Consider the following 23,997-nt stretch of genomic DNA (forward strand, 5'->3'; position numbering starts at 1 on the left):
ATGCCTGCTATCCCTTTGGAGCATGGTCTGGCGGTCGCCGGCATCCTGTTCTGCCTTGGCCTGGTCGGCCTGATGGTTCGCCGCAACATTCTGTTCGTGTTGATGAGCCTGGAAATCATGATGAACGCCGCGGCACTCGCGTTCATCGTGGCCGGTAGCCGTTGGGGCCAGCCGGATGGACAAGTGATGTTCATCCTGGTGATCAGCCTGGCAGCCGCCGAGGCCAGTATTGGCCTGGCGATCCTGCTGCAACTGTATCGTCGCTTCCACACGCTTGATATCGACGCTGCCAGTGAGATGCGCGGATGAACATGATCTTTCTGACTTTCGTATTTCCCCTGATCGGTTTCCTGCTGCTGTCGTTCTCCCGTGGACGCTGGTCGGAAAACCTCTCGGCCCTGGTCGGCGTGGGTTCCATTGGCCTGTCGGCGATTGTCGCCGCCTACGTCATCTGGCAATTCAACGTCGCGCCGCCGGAAGGCGGCCACTACACCCTGGTGCTGTGGCAGTGGATGTCGGTGGAGGGCTTCAAGCCCAACTTCGCCCTCTACGTCGACGGCCTGTCGATCACCATGCTTGGCGTGGTCGTCGGTGTAGGCTTCCTGATCCACCTGTTCGCGTCCTGGTACATGCGCGGTGAAGCCGGTTACTCGCGCTTCTTCGCCTACACCAACCTGTTTATCGCCAGCATGCTGTTCCTGGTGCTGGGCGATAACCTGTTGTTCCTGTACTTCGGCTGGGAAGGCGTGGGCCTGTGCTCGTACCTGTTGATCGGTTTCTACTACAGCAACCGCAACAACGGTAACGCCGCACTCAAAGCCTTTATCGTGACCCGGATCGGCGACGTGTTCATGGCCATCGGCCTGTTCATCCTGTTCCAACAAGTGGGCACGCTGAACATCCAGGAACTGCTGGTGCTGGCACCGCAGAAATTCCAGGTCGGCGACTTCTGGATCACCCTGGCGACCCTGATGCTGCTGGGTGGCGCTGTCGGTAAATCCGCGCAACTGCCGCTGCAAACCTGGCTGGCGGATGCGATGGCCGGTCCTACCCCGGTTTCGGCACTGATCCACGCCGCAACCATGGTAACCGCCGGTGTCTACCTGATTGCCCGTACCCACGGCCTGTTCACCCTGGCGCCGGAGATTCTGCATCTGGTCGGCCTGGTGGGTGGCGTGACCCTGGTACTGGCAGGTTTTGCTGCCCTGGTTCAGACCGACATCAAGCGTATCCTCGCCTACTCGACCATGAGCCAGATCGGCTACATGTTCCTGGCCCTGGGCGTTGGCGCCTGGGACGGCGCGATCTTCCACCTGATGACCCACGCCTTCTTCAAGGCCCTGCTGTTCCTTGCTTCCGGTGCGGTGATCGTTGCCTGCCACCACGAGCAGAACATCTTCAAGATGGGCGGCCTGTGGAAGAAACTGCCGCTGGCCTACGCCAGCTTCATCGTCGGCGGTGCGGCCCTGTCGGCCCTGCCACTGGTGACCGCAGGCTTCTACTCGAAAGACGAAATCCTCTGGGAAGCCTTTGCCAGCGGTAACCACGGCCTGCTGTACGCCGGCCTGGTGGGTGCGTTCATGACCTCGCTGTACACCTTCCGCCTGATCTTCATCACGTTCCACGGTGAAGCCAAGACTGAAGCCCATGCAGGCCACGGCATTTCCCACTGGCTGCCACTGTCGGTGCTGATCATCCTGTCGACCTTCGTCGGCGCCATGATCACCCCGCCTCTGGCCGGTGTACTGCCGGAAAGCGCCGGCCATGCCGGTGGCGCCGCCAAGCACAGCCTGGAAATCGCCTCGGGTGCCATCGCTATCGCCGGTATCCTGCTGGCCGCCCTGCTGTTCCTCGGCAAGCGCCGCTTCGTCACCGCCATCGCCAACAGTGGCATTGGCCGCTTCCTTTCGGCCTGGTGGTTCGCTGCCTGGGGCTTCGACTGGATCTACGACAAACTGTTCGTCAAGCCTTACCTTGCGATCAGCCACGTACTGCGCAAAGACCCGCTCGACCAGACCATCGGTTTGATCCCGCGTGCCGCGAAGGCCGGTCACACCGCCCTGAGCCGCAGCGAGACCGGTCAATTGCGCTGGTATGCAGCTTCCATGGCGGCCGGTGCCGTGCTGGTAATCGGCGCCATCATCGTGGTGGCGGTCTGACCATGTCTAAGTACATTGCGAACTTTGCGAACTTGCGAAAGGAAACGAGCCCGTCATGATTCTGCCCTGGCTAATCCTGATCCCCTTTATCGGCGGCCTGCTCTGCTGGATGGGTGAACGCTTCGGCGCCACCCTCCCCCGCTGGATTGCGTTGCTGACCATGTCCCTGGAACTCGCGCTCGGCCTCTGGCTGTGGGCCCACGGTGACTATTCATTTGCTCCGGCACCGGGTGTCGATCCGACCTTCGCGCTTGAATTCAAGCACGTGTGGATCCAGCGCTTCGGCATCAACGTGCACCTGGCCCTCGACGGCCTGTCGCTGTTGATGATCCTGCTGACCGGCCTGCTGGGTATCCTCTCGGTACTCTGCTCCTGGAAAGAGATCCAGCGTCACGTGGGCTTCTTCCACCTGAACCTGATGTGGATCCTGGGCGGTGTTGTCGGCGTGTTCCTCGCCCTCGACCTGTTCATGTTCTTCTTCTTCTGGGAAATGATGCTGGTGCCGATGTACTTCCTCATCGCGCTCTGGGGTCACAGTTCTTCGGACGGCAAGAAAACCCGGATCTACGCGGCGACCAAGTTCTTCATCTTCACCCAGGCTTCCGGCCTGATCATGTTGGTGGCGATCCTGGGCCTGGTACTGGTCAACTTCAACAGCACGGGCGTGATCACGTTCAACTACGCCGACCTGTTGAAAACCAAGATGTCCCTGACCACCGAGTACATCCTGATGCTGGGCTTCTTCATCGCGTTCGCGGTGAAGCTGCCGGTGGTGCCGTTCCACTCCTGGTTGCCTGACGCTCACGCCCAGGCGCCGACCGCAGGTTCCGTTGACCTGGCCGGTATCCTGTTGAAGACCGCGGCCTACGGCCTGCTGCGTTTCGCCCTGCCGCTGTTCCCGAACGCTTCGGCCGAGTTTGCGCCGATCGCCATGACCCTCGGTCTGATCGGGATCTTCTACGGTGCGTTCCTGGCCTTCGCCCAAACCGACATCAAGCGTCTGATTGCCTTCTCGTCCGTTTCCCACATGGGCTTCGTACTGATCGGCATCTACTCCGGCAGCCAACTGGCGCTGCAAGGCGCGGTGATCCAGATGCTGGCTCACGGCGTGTCGGCTGCGGCACTGTTTATCCTCAGTGGCCAGTTGTACGAGCGCCTGCACACCCGTGACATGCGTGAGATGGGTGGCGTGTGGTCGCGTATCGCCTACCTGCCGGCCATCAGCCTGTTCTTTGCCGCCGCCTCCCTGGGCTTGCCGGGTACCGGTAACTTCATCGGCGAGTTCCTGATCCTGATGGGCGCCTTCGTGCATACACCGTGGATCAGTGCAATCGCTACCTCCGGCCTGGTGTTCGGTTCGGTCTACTCGCTGATCATGATCCACCGCGCGTACTTCGGCCCGGCCAAGTCCGACACCGTGTTGCACGGCATGGACGGTCGCGAACTGATCATGGTGCTCGGCCTTGCGGTACTGCTGGTGTTCATCGGCGTGTACCCGCAACCGTTCCTGGATACCTCTGCCGCAACGATGCATGGCGTGCAGCAATGGTTCAGCACCGCCTTCACTCAACTCGCTTCGGCCCGGTAAGAGCGCTATGGAATTCACGATCCAACACTTTATCGCGCTTGCGCCGCTGCTGATCTCCAGCCTCACCGTTGTGGTGGTGATGCTGGCGATCGCATGGCGCCGCAACCACTCACAGACCTTCCTGATTTCCGTGGCAGGTTTGAACCTGGCCTTGCTGTCGATTATCCCGGCACTCAAGGTCGCACCGCTGGCAGTCACCCCGCTGTTGATGGTCGATGACTTCGCGCTGCTCTATATCGCGTTGATCCTCGTGGCCACCCTGGCCTGCGTCACCCTCGCCCACGCCTACCTCGGCGAAGGCGGCACGGGTTACCCGGGCAACCGCGAAGAGCTGTACCTGCTGATCCTGCTGGCTGCGACCGGCGGTATCGTGCTGGTCAGCGCGCAGCACCTGGCCGGCTTGTTCATCGGCCTGGAACTGCTGTCGATCCCGGTCTACGGCCTGGTGGCGTATGCCTTCTTCAACAAGCGCTCCCTGGAAGCCGGCATCAAGTACATGGTGCTGTCGGCCGCCGGTTCCGCGTTCCTGTTGTTCGGTATGGCCCTGCTCTACGCAGAAGCCGGCAGCCTGAGCTTCAGCGGTATCGGTCACGCCCTGGCAGCCTCCGGCAGCCCTGCGCCAATCGCCCAGTTGGGCCTGGCCATGATGCTGATCGGCCTGGCGTTCAAGCTGTCGCTGGTTCCGTTCCACCTGTGGACCCCGGACGTGTACGAAGGCGCCCCGGCGCCGGTGGCCGCTTTCCTGGCTACCGCGTCGAAAGTCGCCGTGTTTGCGGTGATGGTGCGTCTGTTCCAGATCTCCCCTGCGGCCAACACCGGTGTACTCAGCAACGTGCTGACCATCATCGCGATCGCGTCGATCCTGTTCGGTAACCTGCTGGCGCTGACCCAGAACAACCTCAAGCGTCTGCTGGGTTATTCGTCCATCGCGCACTTCGGTTACCTGCTGATCGCCCTGGTGGCAAGCAAGGGCCTGGCGATGGAAGCCATCGGCGTGTACCTGGTCACCTACGTGATCACCAGCCTGGGTGCATTCGGTGTGATCACCCTGATGTCGTCGCCTTACAAAGGCCGTGACGCTGACGCCCTGTACGAATACCGCGGCCTGTTCTGGCGGCGTCCGTACCTGACCGCCGTACTGACCGTGATGATGCTGTCCCTGGCCGGCATCCCGCTGACGGCCGGCTTCATCGGCAAGTTCTACATCGTGGCCACCGGTGTTGAAGCCCACGAATGGTGGTTGGTTGCGTCCCTGGTACTGGGCAGCGCCATCGGCGTTTTCTACTACCTGCGCGTGATGGTGACCTTGTACCTGATCGAACCAAACCTGCGCCGTGTGGACGCCGAGTTGCACTGGGAACAGAAAGCGGGCGGCGTGATGCTGCTGGCAATCGCCCTGCTGGCGTTCTTCCTGGGTGTGTACCCACAACCGTTGCTCACCCTGGTGCAGCATGCGGTGATGGCGGGTTGATCGCTTAGTTAAACGCAGTAAGCAAAACGGCGCCTTCGGGCGCCGTTTTGCGTTTCTGGGGTATCGATTTGTTGTCTGCCACACAGAGGGAGTTTTCCTCATCGAGATGCCTACCCTTCCGGCATCAACCTGCCTGCGTCACTCGTATCGTGGTTGCGTTTTAGGAAACATCCCACAGCAGGGTCACTTGACCCACCGCAGATGGGCCACCAAACTATACGCAGGCTACGTACAGAACATGGATGCTCTATTTATCGAATTGCCAGCCTTTGAGCGGCACCGCAGGGATTATCTGAGTGATGAGTTATTTCACGGTTTTCAACAGGAGTTGATGAGAAACCCGCAAGCGGGCGACGTGATAGAGGGGACCGGCGGGTTACGCAAGGTTCGCTTTGTCGATGAGCGACGCAACAAGGGCAAACGGGGTGGCCTGCGAGTCATCTATTACTGGTGGTCGGGTGGTACGCAGTTCTGGCTGTTCACCCTTTATGGCAAACACGAACAGGACGACCTGAGCACACAACACAAAACGGCGCTCAAACACCTGCTGGACAGGGAAATCAAAGCGAGAAAATCTTATGAAATGTGACATCTTTTCCGAACTGGTCGAAGGCTTCGACGCGCTGGCAGATGAGCGACAAGGCAAGGTAACGCTGCGCAGCCACAAGGTGCAGTTGAGCAAGCTGGCACCGCTCACCGCAGACGAAGTGGTCGCTGTGCGTCAACAACTCAATCTGTCGCGCTCGGTGTTTGCGATGTACCTGCGCACCAATACGCGTACCCTGGAAAATTGGGAGCAAGGCCGGGCCACACCCAATGCTCAGGCGGCAACGTTGATTCGGCTGGTGGCGAAGTTTCCCGAGACGGTGGAGCGGTTGGCGCTGTTGACCTGATGCATCAATCTGGCCAAGCCCATCAGCAACAGGACGTTGCCGATGGGCGAAAGCCTGCAATCAAATCCTGAACTGCCCCACCAACTGCCCCAACCGCTGCCCAAGATCCGCCAGGCTGCGGGAGGTCTGGGCGCCCTGCTGGGTTTCATCCGCCACGCTGTCCACCGCCACCGCGATCTGATGCACGCTGCGGTTGATCTCTTCGGCTACGGCGGTTTGCTCTTCAGCCGCGCTGGCAATCTGCGCGTTCATCGAGTTGATGGTGCCGATCAACTGCGCCATGGTGTCCAGGGAGGCACCCGCTTCGTTGGCCTGGGCCGAGGTGCCGTCGCCGGCTTCGCTGGAGCGACGCATGGATTCCACGGCGGCTTCGGTGCCTTTTTGCAGGCGGTCGATCATGCCCTGGATTTCCTGCGTGCTTTGCTGGGTGCGGCTGGCCAACGCCCGCACTTCGTCGGCGACCACGGCAAAACCACGGCCGGCCTCCCCTGCCCGCGCGGCTTCAATGGCGGCGTTGAGGGCGAGCAAGTTGGTCTGTTCGGCAATCGAGCGGATCACGCCAAGCACGCTGACAATCGAGGAAACGTCCTGCTGCAAGCTGTCCAGGGACACGCCGCTGGTGCGGATGTCGTTCACCAGCGCGTGAATCTGCGCGATGCTGCCATCCACGACTTTTTTCGCAGCCTGGCCTTCGGCGTCGGTCTGTTGCGCTGCCACGGCGGCGCCTTGGGCGCTGCGGGCCACTTCATGGGCGGCAGACGACATTTCGTTGATCGCGGTGGCCACCTGGTCCGTTTCGTGGCGCTGGCGCTCCATGGCCTTTTCCGAGCGATTGGCTTGCTCGGCGACCTGGCTCACCAGGCCGGTAAGCTGGGAGGTCATTTCGGTGATCTGGCGCACCAGGCCGTGGATCTTGTCGACAAAGCGGTTGAACGAGCCGGCCAATTCCCCCAGTTCATCCTGGCTGGTGATGGCCAGGCGGCGGGTCAGGTCACCTTCACCGGCGGCGATGTCGTCGAGGTTGATCTTCATCAGGTGGAGCGGCCGCAGGATGGTATTGGCCACCAGCATGCCCACGGCGGCGATCACCAACAGCACCACCACGGCAATCCCGATGATGCTCAGCACCACGCCTTCCATGCGTTTTTCCACCTTGGCCTGAACCTCGGCGACCTGGGCGTCGATGCCGTCCAGGTTCACCGACGTACCGATCACCATGTCCCACTTGGGCAAGTATTCGGTGTAGCCCAGCTTGGGCACCAGTTCGGTTTGGCCGGGCTGGGTCGAGCTGTATTGCAGGTAGTGGGTGCCGTCCTTGCCGACTTTCACCAGGTCACGGTTGACGTAGACGCCGTTCGGGTCGCGGTTGTCCTTGAAGCTTTTGCCCACGCCGTCCGGGCTGTTGCCCTTGAACAGGCGAATGGTCTCGGAGTCGTAGCCGAAGAAGTAGCCGTCCTTGCCGTAACTGGTGTTGGACAGCAGCTTGACCACCTGCGCCCGCACCGTCGTGTCGCCCTGGGCGGCAGCATCGTACAGCGGCTGGATGGTGGTCATGGCCACCTCGACGTAGCCGCGCAAGGTGGTCTTGGCGTCGTTGAGCAGGTTCTGACGGGTTTCTTCGACCTCCTTGCGGGCCTGCTCCTGAAGGATCCACACCGTGGTCAGGCTGATGATCACGGCAAACAACAACACGGGCAGGACAGCAAGGGACAGTACTTTGGCCTTTAGACTCAGACGCATGGCTCTTCTCTCTTAAGGGACAACTTAAGAGGTTAACGGCTAGTTACAATAAATCTGTAGGACAATCCCTCAGAGCGTCATCGCAGCAAACCAGCCAAACGCCAGCAGCGGAATGTTGTAATGCAGGAAGGTCGGGACCACGGTGTCCCAGATATGGTGATGCTGGCCGTCGATGTTCAAACCCGAGGTCGGGCCCAGGGTCGAGTCGGACGCGGGCGAGCCGGCATCGCCCAGTGCCCCGGCCGTGCCAACGATGCACACGATGGCCAGCGGGCTGAAGCCCAGTTGCACGCACAGCGGCACAAAGATCGCCGCCAGGATCGGCACCGTGGAAAACGACGAGCCGATGCCCATGGTCACCAACAAGCCCACCAGCAGCATCAGCAGCGCGCCCACACCGCGGCTATGGCCGATAAACGCCGCCGAGGCTTGCACCAGAGTCTGCACTTCGCCGGTGGCCTTGAGCACTTCTGCAAAGCCCGACGAGGCGATCATGATGAAGCCGATCATCGCCATCATCTTCATGCCTTCGGTGAACAGGTCATCGGTGTCACGCCAGCGCACGATGCCCGACACCGAAAAAATCAGGAACCCGGCCAGGGCGCCGATGATCATCGAGTCCAGCCACAGCTGGATAATGAACGCCGCCGCAATTGCCAGGCCGGCCACCAGCAGGGTCAGCGGGTTGTATTGCACCGCCACCTGCTCGACCCGCTCGATTTTCTCCAGGTCGTACACGCGCTTCTTGCGATAGCTGATAAACACCGCCACCAGCAGGCCGACCACCATGCCCAGCGCCGGGAGGCCCATGGCATGGGTGACGTTGACCTGGCTGATGTCGACACCGCTCTTGGCCACGTTGGCCAGCAGGATCTGATTCAGGAAGATATTGCCGAAGCCCACCGGCAGAAACATATAGGGCGTGATCAGGCCGAAGGTCATCACGCAGGCGATCAGCCGGCGGTCCAGTTGCAGCTTGGTCAGCACATATAAAAGCGGCGGTACCAGCAGCGGGATAAACGCGATGTGGATCGGCAGGATGTTCTGCGAGGCGATGGCCACCACCCAGAGCAAGCCGATCAGCAACCACTTGACGTGACTGCCGCCGGTGGCTTCCTGACGGTCCACCAGCAGCAGGGCCTTGTCGGCCAACGCATGGGCCAGGCCGGACTTGGCAATCGCCACCGCGAAAGCACCGAGCAGCGCGTAGGACAATGCCACCGTCGCACCGCCACCCAGCCCACTGTTGAACGCCTTGAGCGTTGCGTCGATGCCCAGGCCGCCGGTCAGGCCACCCACCAGTGCACCGACAATGATCGCGATCACCACATGCACGCGGGACAGGCTGAGCACCAGCATGGTGCCGACCGCGGCGATTACTGCATTAATCATCGTTACCTCAAGACAGAAAACATAAAAAAAGCACGCACCTGCCCGGGCTGCTGTCGGGGACGGCTGCCGCAAATCAGGTGTTAAAGGAGTTTTATTAGAGGGCGCGCACTTTGCAGCAGGCAGGCGGGCATGTCAAAGCACGACGTCGCAAACAGCTTTAAATTGAACGCTTGAATAAAGAAAACTTTCAAGCGGCCGATACAGGCAGATCGTCTCTGTCGTATCGAAAGGTTAAGGAAGGCTCCATGTCGCTCAGACAGCTGTCCATTCAATGGAAAATTACCCTGCTGGCCGGTCTCTGCCTGTTGGGCATCGTGACCTTGCTGGTGGGTCTGTCGCTGTACCGCATGGCGCAGAGCTCCGATCTGGTGAAGGCCTCCAGCATGGAAATGCTCGACGAAGCCGCCCAGGCGCGCATCGAAGCCCAGGGTGAAGTCCAGGCCTTGGGCATTCGCCAGCAGTTCATGGACGCCTATCAATACGGTCACGGTTTTTCCCGGCAGGTGCTGTTCCTGCGGGAACAGGCAGAAAAACGCTTCCTGGATGCCTTCGATCTGCGCGAAGACCTGACTCGCCAGGTCAAGGCCGCGTTGCAAGCCAACCCGGACTTGCTGGGCCTGTCCCTGGTGTTTGAAGCCAACGCACTGGACGGCAAGGACGAACTGTTCGCCAATCAAAAGGAGCTGGGCAGCAACGACAAGGGCCGCTTTGCGCTGTACTGGTCCCAGCCGACCGCGGGCAAACTGACCTCAATGTCGCTGCCCGAAAGCGACATGTCCGACACCAGCATCGGACCCAGCGGCGAAAAAGCCAACGCGTGGTTCACCTGCCCGCGCACCACCCTCAAACCCTGCGTGATCGAGCCGTACTTCTATGTCATCGACGGGCAAAAGGTGCTGATGACCAGCATCGTGTTCCCGCTGATGGTCAACGGCAAAGTCATCGCGTCGCTGTCGGTGGACATCAACCTCAACAGCCTGCAAGCGGTCAGCCAGAGCGCCAGCCAGAAACTCTACAACGGCCAGACCAGCGTCAGCATCATCAGCCCGGTGGGCCTGCTGGCCGGCTACAGCCCGGACGCCGGCAAACTCAGCCAGCGCCTGGACACCGTCGACACCTCCAATGGCGCGCAACTGATCAGCGCCCTGGCCAGCAGCACCCAGACCCGCAGTGTGCGCACCGACCATCAACTCAAGGTACTGGCGCCGTTCCTGCCGATTCCCGATGGCAAACCGTGGGGCGTGTTGCTGGATGTGCCGGAAAAAGTCCTGGTCGCCCCGGCTGAAGCCCTGAAGGTCAAGCTCGACGCCGACAACGCCAAGGGCACCCTGCTGGAACTGAGCCTGGGCCTGTTGGCCGCCATCGTCGGCCTGTTGCTGGTGTGGCTGATGGCCCGCAGCGTGACGCGGCCGATCCTCGGGGTGGCGCGCATGCTGGAAGACATTGCCAGCGGCGAAGGCGACCTGACCCGCCGCCTGGCCTACGACAAGCACGATGAACTCGGTGAGTTGGCAGGCTGGTTCAACCGCTTCCTCGACAAGCTGCAGCCGATCATTGCCCAGGTCAAACGTTCGGTGCAGGACGCCCGTGGCACTGCCGATCAGTCGGCCGCGATTGCCACCGAAACCAGCGCCGGCATGGAGCAGCAATACCGCCAGGTCGACCAGGTGGCCACCGCCTCCCACGAGATGAGCGCCACCGCCCAGGACGTCGCCCGCAGTGCAGCCCAGGCCGCCCAGGCCGCCCGCGATGCCGACCGGGCTACCCGCGAAGGCTTGACGGTGATCGACCGCACCACCACCAGCATCGGTCATCTGGCCGCTGACATGAGCACGGCAATGACCCAGGTTGAAGGCCTGGCTGCCAACAGCGAGAAGATCGGTTCGGTACTGGAAGTGATTCGCGCGATCGCCGAGCAGACCAACCTGCTGGCACTCAACGCCGCCATCGAAGCGGCCCGCGCGGGTGAGGCCGGTCGTGGTTTTGCAGTGGTTGCCGACGAAGTGCGCAACCTGGCACGACGTACCCAGGAATCGGTGGAAGAAACCCGCCTGGTGATCGAGCAACTGCAAAGTGGCACCCAGGATGTGGTGGGCTCCATGAGCAACAGCCATCGTCAGGCCCAAGGCAGCGTCGAACAGGTGGGCCAGGCCGTGACCGCGTTGCGCCAGATCGGCGATGCGGTGACGGTGATCAGCGACATGAACCTGCAAATCGCCAGCGCCGCCGAAGAGCAAAGCGCAGTGGCCGAGGAGATCAACAACAACGTGGCGACGATTCGGGATGTGACCGAGTCGCTGTCCGAGCAGGCGAATGAATCGGCGCGGGTCAGTCAGGCGTTGAATAGCCTGGCGAATCAGCAGCAGGGTTTGATGGATCAGTTCAGGGTTTGATGAGCTGCGAGATTCTCTGGCAATAAGCCCGAGTATCCCGTAGCAGCTGTCGAGCCTCGGCGAGGCTGCGTTAGCGGTGTGTCAGGTATGCCGCCGACGCAGCCTCGCCAAGGCTCGACAGCTGCTACGTCGGTTTTCACTGGCGACGTGGCAGGTCGATAACCACCTTCAGCCCGCCCAGCTCGCTTTCCTGCAACAGCAGCACCCCGCCCCACACCTCGACAATATCCCGCACGATCCCGAGCCCAAGACCATGGCCATCAGTCTGCTCATCCAGCCGGGTGCCCCGGCTGAACACTTGGTCGCGCTGACTCTCGGGAATCCCCGGCCCGTCATCCTCGACCGTCAGCCGAAAGCCTTCCGGGGTTTCGCTGATGCTCAACACAATCTCGGCATCCGCCCATTTACAGGCGTTGTCCAGCAGGTTGCCCAACAGTTCCAGCAAGTCCTCGCGGTCCCACGGCAGTTGCAAACCGGGGCGCACGCGGTAACTCAAATCCAGATGTTCGCCATGGATCATGTTCAAGGTCGCTAACAGCCCCGGCAATTCACCATCGCAGTCGAACAAGGCACCCGGCAGGGTCTCGCCGGCCAACCGCGCACGATTGAGTTCGCGGTTAAGCCGTTGCTGCACCTGCTCCAACTGTTCGCGCAGCAGCTTGCTCAGTTGCGGATGGTCCTTGAGCTGCTCGCTGGAGGCCACGCTCAGCAACACCGCCAACGGGGTTTTCAGGGCATGGCCGAGGTTGCCCAGGGCGTTGCGCGAGCGTTTGAGACTGTCTTCGGTGTGGGCCAGCAAATGGTTGATCTGTGCCACCAGCGGCTCCAGTTCCACCGGCACCTGGGTATCCAGTTGCGAGCGCTGGCCTTGTTGCAGTTGGGCGATCTGGTTGCGCGCGGTCTCCAGCGGGCGTAACGCGCGGCGCACGGTGACCCGTTGCAGGATCAGGATCAGCAACAGCGCCGCCAGCCCGATTACCAGGCCAATCTGGCGCATCAGGCGAAAGCTTTCCCTGACCGGGGTGTAGTCCTGGGCCACGCTGATGGAAATCGATTGGCCGAAGCGCTTGTAGTCCGAACGCAGCACCAGCAGTTGCTGGCCTTCCGGGCCCAGTTGCAGGTTGCCCTTGAGCCCGGCCTGGGGCAGTTGCGGCAGTTCCTGGTCCCATAACGAGCGGGAACGCCAGTGGGTGTCACCAAAATCGATACGGAAATAGTGCCCGGAAAACGGGCGCTGATAAGCCGGCGACAGCCGCTGCTCATCCAGTTGCACACCCGTGGGCCCGCGCACCAGCGCCACCAGCAGGTTCTCGCTGTCATTGCGCAGGCCCGATTCCAGGTAGCGTTGCAGGCCCACTTCGAACAGCCACAAACTGGTCTGCGCCAGCACCAGGCCGACGATCACCATCACACTGATCAGCCCCAGGCTCAGGCGCCGCTGGATCGACTTCATGCAGGGCCAGCGCCAAACCGGTAACCCTGGCCGCGCCGGGTCTCGATCACGCTGCGGCCCAGCTTGCGGCGCAGGTGATTGACGTGGACTTCCAGCACATTGGAATCACGCTCGGTCTCGCCGTCGTAAAGGTGTTCGGCCAGGTGGCTTTTGGAAAGGATTTGCTCGGGGTGCAGCATGAAGTAACGCAGCAGCCGAAACTCGGCGGCAGTCAGTTGGATCTCCTCGCCGTCACGCATCACGCACTGGCGGCCCTCATCCAGGTGCAAACCGGCGGCCTGCAAGGTGGGCTGATTGGCCTGGCCATGGGAACGGCGCAGCAAGGCCTGGATACGCAGGTGCAGTTCTTCGGGGTGGAAGGGTTTGCTCAGGTAATCGTCGGCTCCGGCCTTGAGCCCTTCGATGCGCTCGGCCCAGGAGTCGCGGGCAGTGAGGATCAGCACCGGCGTGGCCAAGCCGGCGGCGCGCCATTGCGTCAGCACCTCAAGCCCGGGCAGGCCCGGCAGGCCGAGATCAAGAATGATCAAGTCGTAGGGTTCGCTGCGCCCCTGATACACCGCATCGCGCCCGTCCGCCAGCCAGTCGACGGCATAGCCCTGGCGATTGAGCCCGGCCAACAGCTCATCGGCCAGGGGTACGTGGTCTTCCACCAGAAGCAGGCGCATCAGTCGTCTTCCTTGTCTTTGAGCAGTTGGCCGGTGTTGGCGTCGAGTTCGATCTCGCGTACTACGCCTTCCACTGTCAGCAGTTCGATTTCATAGATATAGCGCACAGGATGATCCTTGTGCTCCTCAAGCTCGGCGTCGAGCAACTTGGCGCCCGGGTAGCGCTCGAAAGCCGGGCCAAGCAGATGCTCGAGCGGCGCGATCACACCCTTCTGGCGCAGGCGCAGCGCTTCGTCCTGGCCCAGGTCCCGAGCGGCCAGGCTTGAGCAAAATGCCAGGAGCACCAGCGCCACTTGAACGCTGGTGCGTAGATTTACCTTCATTACGTATCCTGATGATCCTTGAGGACGGCCCCGGTGACGGCGTCCAATTCCAGGTCCCACTCAACGCCCTGGGCGTCGCGCAGTTCAACCTGATACAGGTACTTGCCGTATTCCTCTTCAAGCTCGGTTTCATGCACGGTGGCGCCGGGATGTTTGGCGAGTGCAATGGCGTTGAGCTTCTCGAAAGACACAATGGTACCAGCGTCGCGCAATTTCAGTGCCTCGTCCGGCCCCAGGTCTCGGGCCTGGGCGAGGCCCGCAGTGAGGGCGATGATACTGCCGGCGATCACGGCTGTGAGGGTTTTCATGGTGAGTCTCCGTTTCAGGATATTTTGCCTACGGGGCTCACCGTACTGGATCCAACTTAACTGAAACTGAATTGCCACCATGGCAATTCTGCGCAACACCATTGCCTGCAACCGCGCAGGATTTTCTATACTGCCCTGCTCGCTGTCGATGAGATCGGTATGACTGCTATCCATATGAAGTTCCCCGCCTTGACCCTCAAGGCCGGCAAACGCGCTTTCGCACGCATTCGCGAACAGGGGCTGGCGCCTGCGGATGTCGGCATCCTGCCCGGTGCTGCTGGCGGCCCCAAGGCCCTGGGCATCCAGGGCCTGGACCTGGCGCTGTTCGGTGACTGGCTGCCCCGCGCGCCACGCGAACGTGCACTGATCGGCGCCTCGATAGGCTCCTGGCGGTTTGCCAGCGCATGCCTGCCCGACCCGGTGCAAGGCCTGCTCGACCTGGGCCGGCTGTACAACGAACAAAGTTTTGCCAAAGGCGTGACCATGGCCGAAGTCAGCCAGAGTTGCGTGCGCATGCTCGATGACCTGCTGGCCGGTCGTGATGCCCGGGTGCTCGACAACCCGAACTATCGGCTGAACATCATGGTGGTCAAAAGCCACGGCCTGCTCGCCGACGATCATCGCGGTCGCCTCGGTTTGGGCCTGTCCTCGGTGATCGCCGACAACCTGCGGGGCCGCGCTCGGCTGTCACGGCACTTCGAACGGCTGATCGTCCACGACCCGCGCCAGGCGCCACCGCTGCATGCGCTCAAGGATTTCCCGTCACGCTTCCTCAATCTGGAACTGGGCAACCTGCGCCAGGCGTTGCTGGCGTCCGGCTCGATCCCCATGGTGATGCAAGGCGTGCGTGACCTGCCGGGTGCTGGCGTAGGCACCTACCGCGACGGCGGCCTGCTGGACTATCACCTCGACCTGCCCTACCACGGTGACGACATCGTGCTGTACCCGCACTTCACCGACAGGGTCATTCCCGGCTGGTTCGACAAGGGCTTGCCGTGGCGCCGCGCCAATCAACAGGGCCTGCAGGATGTATTGCTGCTGGCACCGTCGAAGGAATACCTGGCGCGCCTGCCCCACGGCAAACTGCCGGACCGCAGTGACTTCAAGCGTTTCATGGGTGATGACCCGGGACGCAACAAGTACTGGCAAACCGCGATGAGCGAAAGCCAGCGGCTGGGGGATGAATTCCTGCAACTGGCCGACAACGGGCAATTGGGCGAACGCCTGCTGGCTCTCTGACCCCCCCGTAGCAGCTGTCGAGCTTAAGCGAGGCTGCGTCGGCAGCACCTCGGTTTACCAGACAAACCGTAAACGCAGCCTCGCTAAAGCTCGACAGCTGCTACGTAGGGTGCGCGCGCGGTGGCAACAAACTGTTAAACTCGCCGCCTGCCAGACACCTGACCGAGCTGAAAAATACTGTGGAAATCTTCAAGGAATTTACATTCGAATCCGCCCACCGCCTGCCCCACGTGCCCGAAGGCCACAAGTGCGGGCGCCTGCATGGCCATTCGTTCAAGGTGGCGATCCACCTCAGCGGCGACCTCGACCCGCATACCGGCTGGATCCGTGACTTCTCGGAGATCAAGGCGATTTTCAAGCCGCTCTACGAACGCCTGGACCACAACTACCTCAATGACATCCCGGGCCTTGAGAACCCGACCAGCGAAGTGCTGGCCAAATGGATCTGGAATGAATTGAAACCGTTGTTGCCGGAACTCAGCGCGATTCGCATCCATGAGACCTGCACCAGTGGCTGCATTTATCGCGGCGAATGAGCCGGTGATCTAGAAAAAACCACCCTTGCGGTGGTTTTTTTATGCCGGTGACTCCCTTACAGTCGTGGCCTCTTGTACAGGAAGCGCTGCGATGCCAACCCATATCCGCCCCGCTACCGTTGACGATATCGCCACCATCGAGACCATCGTCCACGCCGCCTACTCCCCTTACATCGAACGCATCGGGCGCAAGCCGGGGCCGATGCTGGATGATTATCGCCAACAGGTCGCTGCTGGACGCGTACATGTGCTGGAGAGTTCCGGCCGGGTGCACGGCTTTGTCGTGCTGATCCATGAGGACGAGTACCTGCTGCTGGATAACCTGGCCGTCGACCCCAGCGCCCAGGGGCTGGGCTACGGGCGCGTGCTGCTGGAGTTCACAGAACAGCAAGCCCATCAGGGTTTCGTGCGCCTCTACACCAATGAGGCAATGACCGAAAACCTAGCGCTTTACACCCGCAAGGGCTATGTGGAAACCCACCGGGCCGAGGAAAACGGCCTGCGTCGGGTTTACCTGCAAAAAGACCTCACTGCCTCTCGCTGAAGGAATTCCCATGGAAAACACCTGGCTGGCCCAGGCCAAGCGCTTGCAAGCATTGGCCTCCACGGGGCTGCATTTCTGCACCGATGACTTCGAGCGCGAGCGCCTCGAGGAAATCGCCCAGATCGCCCACAGCATGCTCGCGCAGTTGGGCGAAGTGCCGCTGGAGCGCATCACCGGGCTGGTGCCGGACTTTGCCAAGCGCTATTCGACGCCGATGATTGATGTACGGGGTGCGGTGATTGACGGTGACCGGATCCTGTTGGTGCGTGAGTTGACGGATGGTTGCTGGGCGTTGCCCGGAGGCTATGCGGATATCGGTTTGTCGGCCGCTGAAAACATCATCAAGGAAATCCGCGAAGAGGCCGGGCTGACCGTTACCGCTCGGGCGCTGTACAGCGTCACCCATAAGGCCAAAGGTTTGTACCGGCCCGATATCCGGGACTTCTACAAACTCTATTTTCTGTGCGAGCGAGTTGATCAAGTGGCGCCGGCTGCCGGTTTCGAAACGACGGACGTCGGCTTCTTCAGGCTCGATGACTTGCCGCCGCTCTCCCGTGGCCGCACCATTGAAAGCGACCTTGAGGCCGCCTTTGCGTTTCACCGCGGGGAGACCACCCACACCCTGTTCGATTGAAAAACGGGTGATCCAATTTGTATCACCCCTGCACCGCTTTCGCGCCTGACTGGGCAGAAAGACCAATCCCTCCCGCGTGCTCTCCCTGTTTGGCTATAAATACTGTGCAACGTGCACAGCGCTGACCGTGCGCACGTCACTGCATTGCAGTTGGCACGCCGGGTGCAATAGGCCTGCGTCACTCATTCAGGGAGAAAGGCACATGACGCAGAACGAACCGGGCAATGACTACCCTCTTAGCGAGGTGCCCATGCATGCCCGCAAAGGCCTGGCCTCCACCGCCATGGTGCTGCTGGGCCTTACCTTTTTTACCGCCACCATGTTCGCCGGCGGCAAATTGGGAGTGGCCTTCAGCTTCACCCAAATGCTCGGCGTCGTGGCCCTGGGTAACCTGTTATTGGGTATCTACGCCGCAGGGCTGGGTTACATCGCGTTCAAGAGCGGTTTGAATTCGGTACTGATGGGGCGCTTCTGCTTTGGCGAAGTGGGCAGCAAGCTGAGCGACTTGATCCTCGGTTTCACCCAGATCGGCTGGTACGCCTGGGGCACCGCCACGGCGGCTGTGGTGCTGGGCAAATATTTCGAGTTGAGCCAGGGCAGCGTGCTCGGGCTGATGGTGCTGTTCGGCATGGTGTTCTGCGCGACGGCCTACGTGGGGTATCGCGGGTTGGAGATCCTGTCCTACATCGCCGTACCGGCCATGGGCATTTTGCTGTTTCTGTCGATGTGGGTGGCCACTGTCAAGGTCGGCGGTCTGGATGGGCTGCTGGCAGTAGTGCCGACCGGCGAGCTGGATCTGTCCACCGCCATCACGCTGGTGTTCGGCACCTTCGTCAGCGGCGCGACCCAGGCCACCAACTGGACGCGGTTCTCGCGCTCGGCCAAGGTCGCGGTGCTGGCCAGCCTGATCGGCTTCTTTATCGGCAATGGCTTGATGGTGCTGATTGGTGCCTATGGCGCCATCGTCTACCAGCAACCGGACGTGGTCGAAGTGTTGCTGCTGCAAGGTTTTGCCATGGCCGCCATGGCCATGCTGCTCCTGAATATCTGGAGCACCCAGGACAACACCATCTACAACTTCGCCGTCGCCGGCTGCAACCTGCTGCGCACCAAACGCCGCAAAACGGTGACCCTGGCCGGCGCGGTGATCGGCACCCTGCTGGCGCTGCTGGGCATGTACGACATGCTGGTGCCCTACCTGATCCTGCTGGGCACGGTGATTCCGCCGATCGGCGGGGTGATCATGGCGGACTTTTTCTATCGCTACCGCGGCCACTACCCGCGCCTGGCCGAGACGCGCCTGCCGGCATTCAACTGGCCCGGGCTGATCGCCTATGCCGTGGGCACGGTACTGGCCTTTCATTCGCCGTGGGTCGCTCCGCTGGTGGGGATTGTGGCGGCGTCGCTGACCTACATCGTGCTGACCAGCGTCCTGCGCGTGCGGGCACCGTTGGCTGACGTCCAGGCATGAGCCTGACCATCGCCGATGTGCTGGCCTTGCCCGGGCTGGAGTCGATGTGCCTGCGGGCCGGGGAAGCCGGCCTGGAGAACGCGGTGCGCTGGCCCTATGTGGCGGAAAACAGCGGCATCGCCGAATGGGTGCTGGGGGGCGAACTGGTGTTCATCACCGGTATCAATCACCCCCGGGATGAGGCCAACCTGCTGGTGTTGCTGGACGAGGCCTGTCAGCGCCAGGTCGCCGGGCTGGTGATTCTCACGGGAGCGGACTATATCCAGGCGATCCCGCAGCGCTTGCTGGAAGCCGCGCAAGACGCGGGCATGCCGCTGATCGAGCAGCCGTACTCGTTGAAGATGGTGCTGGTGACCCAGGCCATCGGTTCGGCGTTGATCCAGTCGCAACAGTTGGGGCGCTCGCGGCACGATGTATTGGAACGCCTGCTGGCCGGTGACTATCAATCCCTGGATTTACTGCTGCACCGCGCCGCGCAATTGGGCATGCCATTGGCCGGGCATTGGCAGCTCGTCCAGTTGCAGCTGGACGGCAGCGATGCACTGTTTGCCCAAGGCGAGGCGCCGGTGGTCGAAGCACAGCTGGCCCGTCAGCACGATGCCATTACCCGTCGTCTGCGCCAGTTTTCCGCGCAGCATCCGTCTCGTTTGCCCGTGCTGGGCCGTGCCGGGCAATGGACAATGCTGTTGCCTGCGGCCGACGCGGGCGAGGCATTGGCCAACCGCCAGTTGTTGGCGGGCTGGTTGAAAGCGCTGAACCTGCGCCTGGCGCCGCTGAAACTGTTTATCGGCCTGAGTGCCGCCGCGCACTCGCCCGCTCGCCTGGCCCAGGCCCTGGACGAAGCGCGCCAGGCGTTGGCGGCGGCGCGGCGGTTCAGTGAGCGCGCCGGGTTGTGTGTCTACGATGAGCTGGGGGTACTCAAGTTGCTCAGCGGCGTACGTGATCGCGCCCTGCTCGACCAGTTTCTCAACGAACGCCTGGGGCCGCTGTTGCGCCACGACCTGCACCATGGCCCAAGCCTGATGCCAACCCTGGAGGCCTGGTTCCACGAGAATGGTAATCTTGTGGCCGCCGCCCAGCGGCTGGCGGTTCACCGCAACACCCTGACGCACCGCGTCCAGCGCATCGAAGCCCTGTGCGGGCTGACGCTGGACAATTCTTATGACCGCCTGGACATCGGCATCGCGCTGATGATCTGGCGGCTGTCTGCCTGACTGTTTTTTGCCAAGAGGAACTTGCCCATGCACATCATCAACGCCCGCCTGCGCAACCGTGAAGGCCTGCATGATCTGCACCTGGAACACGGCCGGATCGCCAGCATCACCCCACAAGGCGCGGCTCCCATCGCAGGCCCCGACGACCTGGACGCCGCCGGCAACCTGGTGGTGCCACCCTTCGTCGAACCGCACATCCACCTCGACGCCACCCTGACCGCCGGCGAACCCCGCTGGAACATGAGCGGCACACTGTTTGAAGGCATCGAGTGCTGGGGCGAACGCAAGGCCACCATCACCCTGGAAGACACCAAGACCCGCGCCAGGAAAACCATCCAGACCCTGGCCGCCCATGGCATCCAGCATGTGCGCACCCATGTCGACGTCACCGACCTGGACCTCACCGCGCTCAAGGCGATGCTTGAAGTGCGCGAGGAAAGCACCCACCTCATCGACCTGCAAATCGTCGCGTTCCCCCAGGAAGGCATCGAGTCCTACCGCAATGGCCGCGAGCTGATGGAAGAAGCCATCCGTTTGGGCGCCGACGTGATCGGCGGCATCCCGCACTTTGAATACACCCGCGACCAAGGGGTGAGTTCGGTGAAGTTCCTGATGGACCTGGCCGAGCGCACCGGTTGCCTGGTGGACGTGCACTGCGACGAGACCGACGACCCTCATTCGCGCTTTCTCGAAGTGCTGGCCGAAGAAGCCCGCAGCCGCGACATGGGCGCCCGCGTGACCGCCAGCCACACCACGGCCATGGGCTCCTACGACAATGCCTACTGCGCCAAGCTCTTCCGCCTGCTGGGCCACTCCGGCATCAGCTTTGTCTCCTGCCCCACCGAAAGCATTCACTTGCAGGGCCGCTTCGACACCTTCCCGAAACGCCGGGGCGTGACCCGGGTCAACGAACTGCTGGAAGCCGGCATGAACGTCTGCTTCGGCCAGGACTCCATCGTCGATCCCTGGTATCCCCTGGGTAACGGCAACATCCTGCGGGTGCTGGAAGCCGGGTTGCATATCTGCCACATGCTCGGCTATCGCAACCTGCAAAGCGCCCTGGACCTGGTCACCGACAACAGTGCCAAGGCCATGGCCCTGGGAGATCGTTATGGCCTGGAACCGGGACGCCCGGCGAACCTGTTGATCCTGTCGGCGGACAGCGACTATGAAGTGATTCGCAGCCAGGGCCTGCCGCTGTATTCGATTCGCGCAGGCAAAGTGTTGATGAAACGCCGGCCGGCGCAGGTGGAGTTTTTATAAACGCCGCGCCGTTCCGAACAGGCTGACGCTCAGCAACTCCCCCGCGTCAGCCTGCAAGCGCACCGGTGCCGTACCGCCGGGCATCACCACCGCCACCTCACCCGCCGTCACCCATCCTACAGACCAGGCGGCGCAAGCCACGGCACTCGCGCTGGTCCCGGAGGACGCCGTTGGCCCCTCGCCGCGCTCAAACACCCGGGCGATGACACGGTTGCCGGAATCCCGGGCGCCCCATTGCAGGTTGACTCCGGAAATACAGGGCTGACCCGCCCCGGCAGGCGGCGCAAAAGCGATTGCCCTCAGCGAATCGAACAACCCTGGCCGGAGCATCTGCGCGTTGTCCGGCAACGCCGATGCATCCTGCACCAGCGTCACACAATGAGGATTGCCCACTCGCACAAACTGGCTGTGATTCCACTCGGGGTTGAGCGCCGCCAGTGGCGATACATGGCTCACCTCGGCCCCCTCCAGCGAGACCACGCCAACGCCAACCGCCCCCACCGCCGAAGGCCCGAACCCGGGACGCCCCAGCGCCAGCCAAAAGCCCTGGACCTGTTCGTACTGCGCACGCTCAACCCGCGTAATTACCGGCGACCGTGCATCCTTCTTGTCGTGATGCACACGCAGGTCACAGCCCTGCGTCATCAACCCTTGGTCGGTCAACGACTGGGCAAAAATCGTCAGCCCATTGCCACTGCGCTCGGCCAGGGAACCGTCGGTGTTGACGATCAACAGGTCGAAGGGCGGTGCGGCCTGAAACGGCCCCACCAACAAGCCGTCGCAGCGATGCTCTTTGGCCCCAGCCGGGCGTGGCAAAGAACCCCACTCGCATTCGGCGGCAACCGCCGCCAACGCCCAAGCATCGCGGGTGCCCGCGGCCAAGGCGGCGTCATCCGGCACGTCGATGCCTTTGCTGCGCAACAGTGCCGGGGTCGCCACGCCGTAAATATTGCCGCGAGCGTCATAGAACACGGTCATTGCGCCGTCCGCATGAAAATCCGCACCACCTCTTCGAGGTGCTTGCGCATGGCCTGTCGCGCACCTTCCACGTCCCGCTGTTCCAGGGCGTCGAGGATCTTGCGATGCTCGTCTTCCGAGCGATGCGGCATGTCATCCGAGGTGTAATGCGCCTGCAACCGCTGGAACATGCTGCCGTAACGATGCCCCAGCAAGTGCGCAATCATCAGCGCATACGCCGGGTTGCCCGAGGCCTGGGCAATGCGGATGTGAAACAGTCGGTCGCCCGGATGGGTATGGGAGCCTTCGCGGTTGTCCTGCACGTTGCGCTCGAACGCCTCGCGAATACCCGCCAGCTCTTCGTCGGTGGCATGTTTGGCCGCCAAAGCAGCCGCTTCCGGCTCAATCAGGCGACGGGCCTGGAGCAACGAAAACGGTGGAATCTCGGCATTGAAGTCGACGTGCAGGTTGAGCTCCGGGTCGAACTCCTTCCATTGATCCCGGGTGGCCTGGGCCATCACCGGCTCCTGGCTGACTTTCGGTTGCACGGGTTCGCACACCAGCACGCCGTTGCCCACCCGCACGTCCACCAGGCCGATCACCTCCAGGGCAATCATCGCCTCACGCACGGAGGCGCGACTCACCCCTAACAGTTTGGCCAGCTCCCGCTCAGCCGGCAGGCGACTGCCCGGCGGAAATTCTCCGCTGTCGATCAACGCCCGCAACTGGTCGGCAATCTGTCGATAAAGACGTTGGTTATCAATTACTTGAAATGGCATCTAGGCTCAGCTCGATTCATGCATGGCACGGTCCAGATGATCAACCCGCGAAAAAGCCGCTTGTTGACCGAGAAGACCCATGCTAAAAATTGGATCAATGGCCTGACCATTGGATCGTTTCCAGTGTGCTGATCATAGCAAACCCTCACAGGTTCGCTATGCCGCAGATGCAGGCGTTTTACGTCCTTAATGGCCTGACCATTGAGCCAATAATAACAATCAAGGGAGTCTGTCATGGACCTCACCGGTAAACGCGTGCTGATCACCGCCGCCGCCCAGGGCATTGGCCGCGCCAGCGTCGAAGCCTACCTGGCGGCTGGAGCCAAAGTGATTGCAGCCGACATCAATCAACAAGCGCTCGCCGACCTGACGGGTGCGCAAACGGTGGTACTGGATGTCACCGACGCCAGCGCCATCCAGCGCCTCGCCGCCGAGATCGGCCCTCTCGATGTGCTGTTCAACTGCGCAGGCGTAGTGCACGCCGGCAACATACTCGAGTGCCCGGAAAGCGACTGGACCTTTGCCCTGGACCTGAACGTCACCGCCATGTACCGCATGATCCGCGCGTTTCTGCCGGGAATGCTGGCGGCGGGCGGTGGCTCGATCATCAACATGTCGTCGGTGGCCTCCAGCCTCAAGGGCGTGCCCAACCGCTTTGCCTACTGCGCCAGCAAGGCTGCGGTCATCGGCCTGACCAAATCCGTCGCGGCCGATTTTGTCACCCAACGCATTCGCTGCAACGCCATCTGCCCGGGCACGGTGGAGTCGCCGTCGCTGCAGCAACGCATCATCGAACAAGCCAGCCGCGAAGGCCGCCAGCAGGACGAGGTGTACGCCGCCTTCACTGCGCGCCAGCCGATGGGCCGCCTGGGCACACCCCAGGAAATCGCCCAGTTGGCGCTGTACCTTGGCTCCGACGCCAGCGCGTTTACCACCGGCACCACCCAAGTCATTGACGGCGGCTGGAGCAACTGA

General features: G+C 62.0%; 23 protein-coding genes and 2 pseudogenes. 16 read left to right on the forward strand and 9 right to left on the reverse strand.

Features of this window, described 5'->3' with window-relative positions; genetic code table 11:
• From nuoK to V3W39_RS14695, 6 genes are all read left to right on the forward strand, one after another.
• Nucleotides 1–309 (forward strand): NADH-quinone oxidoreductase subunit NuoK, encoded by a 309-nt coding sequence (gene nuoK, locus V3W39_RS14670; RefSeq protein ID WP_003219560.1) that lies wholly within the window; start codon nucleotides 1–3, stop codon nucleotides 307–309.
• Nucleotides 306–2,159 (forward strand): NADH-quinone oxidoreductase subunit L, encoded by a 1,854-nt coding sequence (nuoL, locus tag V3W39_RS14675; protein ID WP_003219559.1) that lies wholly within the window; start codon nucleotides 306–308, stop codon nucleotides 2,157–2,159. Before nuoK ends, nuoL begins: the two co-directional genes overlap by 4 nt.
• A 55-nt stretch (nucleotides 2,160–2,214) precedes the next feature.
• Nucleotides 2,215–3,747 carry an NADH-quinone oxidoreductase subunit M gene (gene nuoM, locus V3W39_RS14680; RefSeq protein ID WP_017476147.1) on the forward strand — a complete coding sequence of 511 codons (1,533 nt, stop codon included), beginning with the start codon at nucleotides 2,215–2,217 and terminating at the stop codon, nucleotides 3,745–3,747.
• 7 nt (nucleotides 3,748–3,754) lie between these two features.
• Nucleotides 3,755–5,218, forward strand: a complete 1,464-nt coding sequence (nuoN, locus tag V3W39_RS14685) for an NADH-quinone oxidoreductase subunit NuoN (protein WP_017476148.1) — start codon at nucleotides 3,755–3,757, stop codon at nucleotides 5,216–5,218.
• 238 nt (nucleotides 5,219–5,456) lie between these two features.
• The gene (locus V3W39_RS14690; RefSeq protein ID WP_330212850.1) at nucleotides 5,457–5,807 is read left to right on the forward strand and encodes a toxin; all 351 of its coding nucleotides are present in this window, start codon (nucleotides 5,457–5,459) and stop codon (nucleotides 5,805–5,807) included.
• Nucleotides 5,797–6,111: a helix-turn-helix domain-containing protein gene (locus V3W39_RS14695; RefSeq protein ID WP_330212851.1), complete on the forward strand. Its 315-nt coding sequence runs from the start codon at nucleotides 5,797–5,799 to the stop codon at nucleotides 6,109–6,111. Before V3W39_RS14690 ends, V3W39_RS14695 begins: the two co-directional genes overlap by 11 nt.
• A gap of 60 nt (nucleotides 6,112–6,171) precedes the next feature.
• Here the strand turns inward: V3W39_RS14695 and V3W39_RS33790 are convergent, their stop codons facing one another.
• From V3W39_RS33790 to V3W39_RS14705, 3 genes and pseudogenes are all read right to left on the reverse strand, one after another.
• The gene (locus V3W39_RS33790) at nucleotides 6,172–6,993 is read right to left on the reverse strand and encodes a methyl-accepting chemotaxis protein (protein ID WP_371321515.1); all 822 of its coding nucleotides are present in this window, start codon (nucleotides 6,991–6,993) and stop codon (nucleotides 6,172–6,174) included.
• Nucleotides 6,994–7,029: 36 nt separating this feature from the next.
• Nucleotides 7,030–7,851 (reverse strand): annotated as a pseudogene (locus V3W39_RS33795) (cache domain-containing protein); the annotation flags it as partial.
• Between the two features lie 69 nt (nucleotides 7,852–7,920).
• Nucleotides 7,921–9,240 carry a Na+/H+ antiporter family protein gene (locus tag V3W39_RS14705; RefSeq protein WP_169389406.1) on the reverse strand — a complete coding sequence of 440 codons (1,320 nt, stop codon included), beginning with the start codon at nucleotides 9,238–9,240 and terminating at the stop codon, nucleotides 7,921–7,923.
• A 1,391-nt stretch (nucleotides 9,241–10,631) separates the two neighbouring features.
• Between V3W39_RS14705 and V3W39_RS33800 the strand changes: the two are divergent.
• A pseudogene (locus tag V3W39_RS33800) lies at nucleotides 10,632–10,778 on the forward strand (HAMP domain-containing protein); the annotation flags it as partial.
• Nucleotides 10,779–10,880: 102 nt separating this feature from the next.
• The gene (locus tag V3W39_RS33805) at nucleotides 10,881–11,636 is read left to right on the forward strand and encodes a methyl-accepting chemotaxis protein (RefSeq protein WP_371321516.1); all 756 of its coding nucleotides are present in this window, start codon (nucleotides 10,881–10,883) and stop codon (nucleotides 11,634–11,636) included.
• A gap of 136 nt (nucleotides 11,637–11,772) precedes the next feature.
• Here V3W39_RS33805 and V3W39_RS14715 read toward each other — a convergent pair whose 3' ends face one another.
• The 4 genes from V3W39_RS14715 to V3W39_RS14730 are packed head-to-tail and all read right to left on the reverse strand — an operon-like array spanning nucleotide 11,773 to nucleotide 14,385.
• On the reverse strand, nucleotides 11,773–13,089 hold the full coding sequence (locus tag V3W39_RS14715; RefSeq protein WP_177133189.1) for a sensor histidine kinase: 1,317 nt from the start codon (nucleotides 13,087–13,089) through the stop codon (nucleotides 11,773–11,775).
• Nucleotides 13,086–13,754 carry a response regulator transcription factor gene (locus tag V3W39_RS14720; RefSeq protein WP_330212852.1) on the reverse strand — a complete coding sequence of 223 codons (669 nt, stop codon included), beginning with the start codon at nucleotides 13,752–13,754 and terminating at the stop codon, nucleotides 13,086–13,088. The genes V3W39_RS14715 and V3W39_RS14720 overlap by 4 nt, the downstream gene beginning before the upstream one ends.
• Nucleotides 13,754–14,077: a PepSY domain-containing protein gene (locus tag V3W39_RS14725; RefSeq protein ID WP_330212853.1), complete on the reverse strand. Its 324-nt coding sequence runs from the start codon at nucleotides 14,075–14,077 to the stop codon at nucleotides 13,754–13,756. Before V3W39_RS14725 ends, V3W39_RS14720 begins: the two co-directional genes overlap by 1 nt.
• Nucleotides 14,077–14,385: a PepSY domain-containing protein gene (locus V3W39_RS14730; RefSeq protein WP_177042669.1), complete on the reverse strand. Its 309-nt coding sequence runs from the start codon at nucleotides 14,383–14,385 to the stop codon at nucleotides 14,077–14,079. The genes V3W39_RS14725 and V3W39_RS14730 overlap by 1 nt, the downstream gene beginning before the upstream one ends.
• A gap of 159 nt (nucleotides 14,386–14,544) precedes the next feature.
• Between V3W39_RS14730 and V3W39_RS14735 the strand changes: the two genes are divergently transcribed.
• From V3W39_RS14735 to codA, 7 genes are all read left to right on the forward strand, one after another.
• Nucleotides 14,545–15,624 (forward strand): patatin-like phospholipase family protein, encoded by a 1,080-nt coding sequence (locus V3W39_RS14735; RefSeq protein WP_177121842.1) that lies wholly within the window; start codon nucleotides 14,545–14,547, stop codon nucleotides 15,622–15,624.
• 179 nt (nucleotides 15,625–15,803) lie between these two features.
• A complete protein-coding gene (queD, locus tag V3W39_RS14740) occupies nucleotides 15,804–16,160 on the forward strand; it encodes a 6-carboxytetrahydropterin synthase QueD (protein WP_003190259.1) in 357 nt (118 codons plus the stop codon).
• 91 nt (nucleotides 16,161–16,251) lie between these two features.
• On the forward strand, nucleotides 16,252–16,704 hold the full coding sequence (locus V3W39_RS14745) for a GNAT family N-acetyltransferase (RefSeq protein ID WP_330212854.1): 453 nt from the start codon (nucleotides 16,252–16,254) through the stop codon (nucleotides 16,702–16,704).
• Nucleotides 16,705–16,714: 10 nt separating this feature from the next.
• Nucleotides 16,715–17,338, forward strand: coding sequence for an NUDIX hydrolase (locus tag V3W39_RS14750; protein WP_294735929.1), 624 nt, complete (start codon nucleotides 16,715–16,717; stop codon nucleotides 17,336–17,338).
• A 202-nt stretch (nucleotides 17,339–17,540) separates the two neighbouring features.
• A complete protein-coding gene (gene codB / locus V3W39_RS14755; RefSeq protein WP_330212855.1) occupies nucleotides 17,541–18,809 on the forward strand; it encodes a cytosine permease in 1,269 nt (422 codons plus the stop codon).
• Entirely contained in the window at nucleotides 18,806–20,023 is a 1,218-nt protein-coding gene (locus tag V3W39_RS14760) for a PucR family transcriptional regulator (RefSeq protein ID WP_330212856.1), read from the forward strand. Before codB ends, V3W39_RS14760 begins: the two co-directional genes overlap by 4 nt.
• Before the next feature lie 27 nt (nucleotides 20,024–20,050).
• Nucleotides 20,051–21,286, forward strand: coding sequence for a cytosine deaminase (gene codA / locus V3W39_RS14765; protein WP_330212857.1), 1,236 nt, complete (start codon nucleotides 20,051–20,053; stop codon nucleotides 21,284–21,286).
• On the opposite strand, the gene V3W39_RS14770 is transcribed toward codA, so the two are convergent.
• A complete protein-coding gene (locus V3W39_RS14770; RefSeq protein WP_330212858.1) occupies nucleotides 21,281–22,264 on the reverse strand; it encodes a diaminopimelate epimerase in 984 nt (327 codons plus the stop codon). The genes codA and V3W39_RS14770 overlap by 6 nt on opposite strands.
• A complete protein-coding gene (locus tag V3W39_RS14775; protein ID WP_076016736.1) occupies nucleotides 22,261–23,022 on the reverse strand; it encodes a FadR/GntR family transcriptional regulator in 762 nt (253 codons plus the stop codon). The genes V3W39_RS14770 and V3W39_RS14775 overlap by 4 nt, the downstream gene beginning before the upstream one ends.
• Before the next feature lie 234 nt (nucleotides 23,023–23,256).
• Between V3W39_RS14775 and V3W39_RS14780 the strand changes: the two genes are divergently transcribed.
• Nucleotides 23,257–23,997, forward strand: coding sequence for an SDR family oxidoreductase (locus V3W39_RS14780; protein WP_259195661.1), 741 nt, complete (start codon nucleotides 23,257–23,259; stop codon nucleotides 23,995–23,997).

It is taken from the genome of Pseudomonas sp. Z18(2022), from assembly GCF_036346535.1.
Taxonomy (GTDB): Bacteria; Pseudomonadota; Gammaproteobacteria; order Pseudomonadales; family Pseudomonadaceae; genus Aquipseudomonas; species Aquipseudomonas yamanorum_A.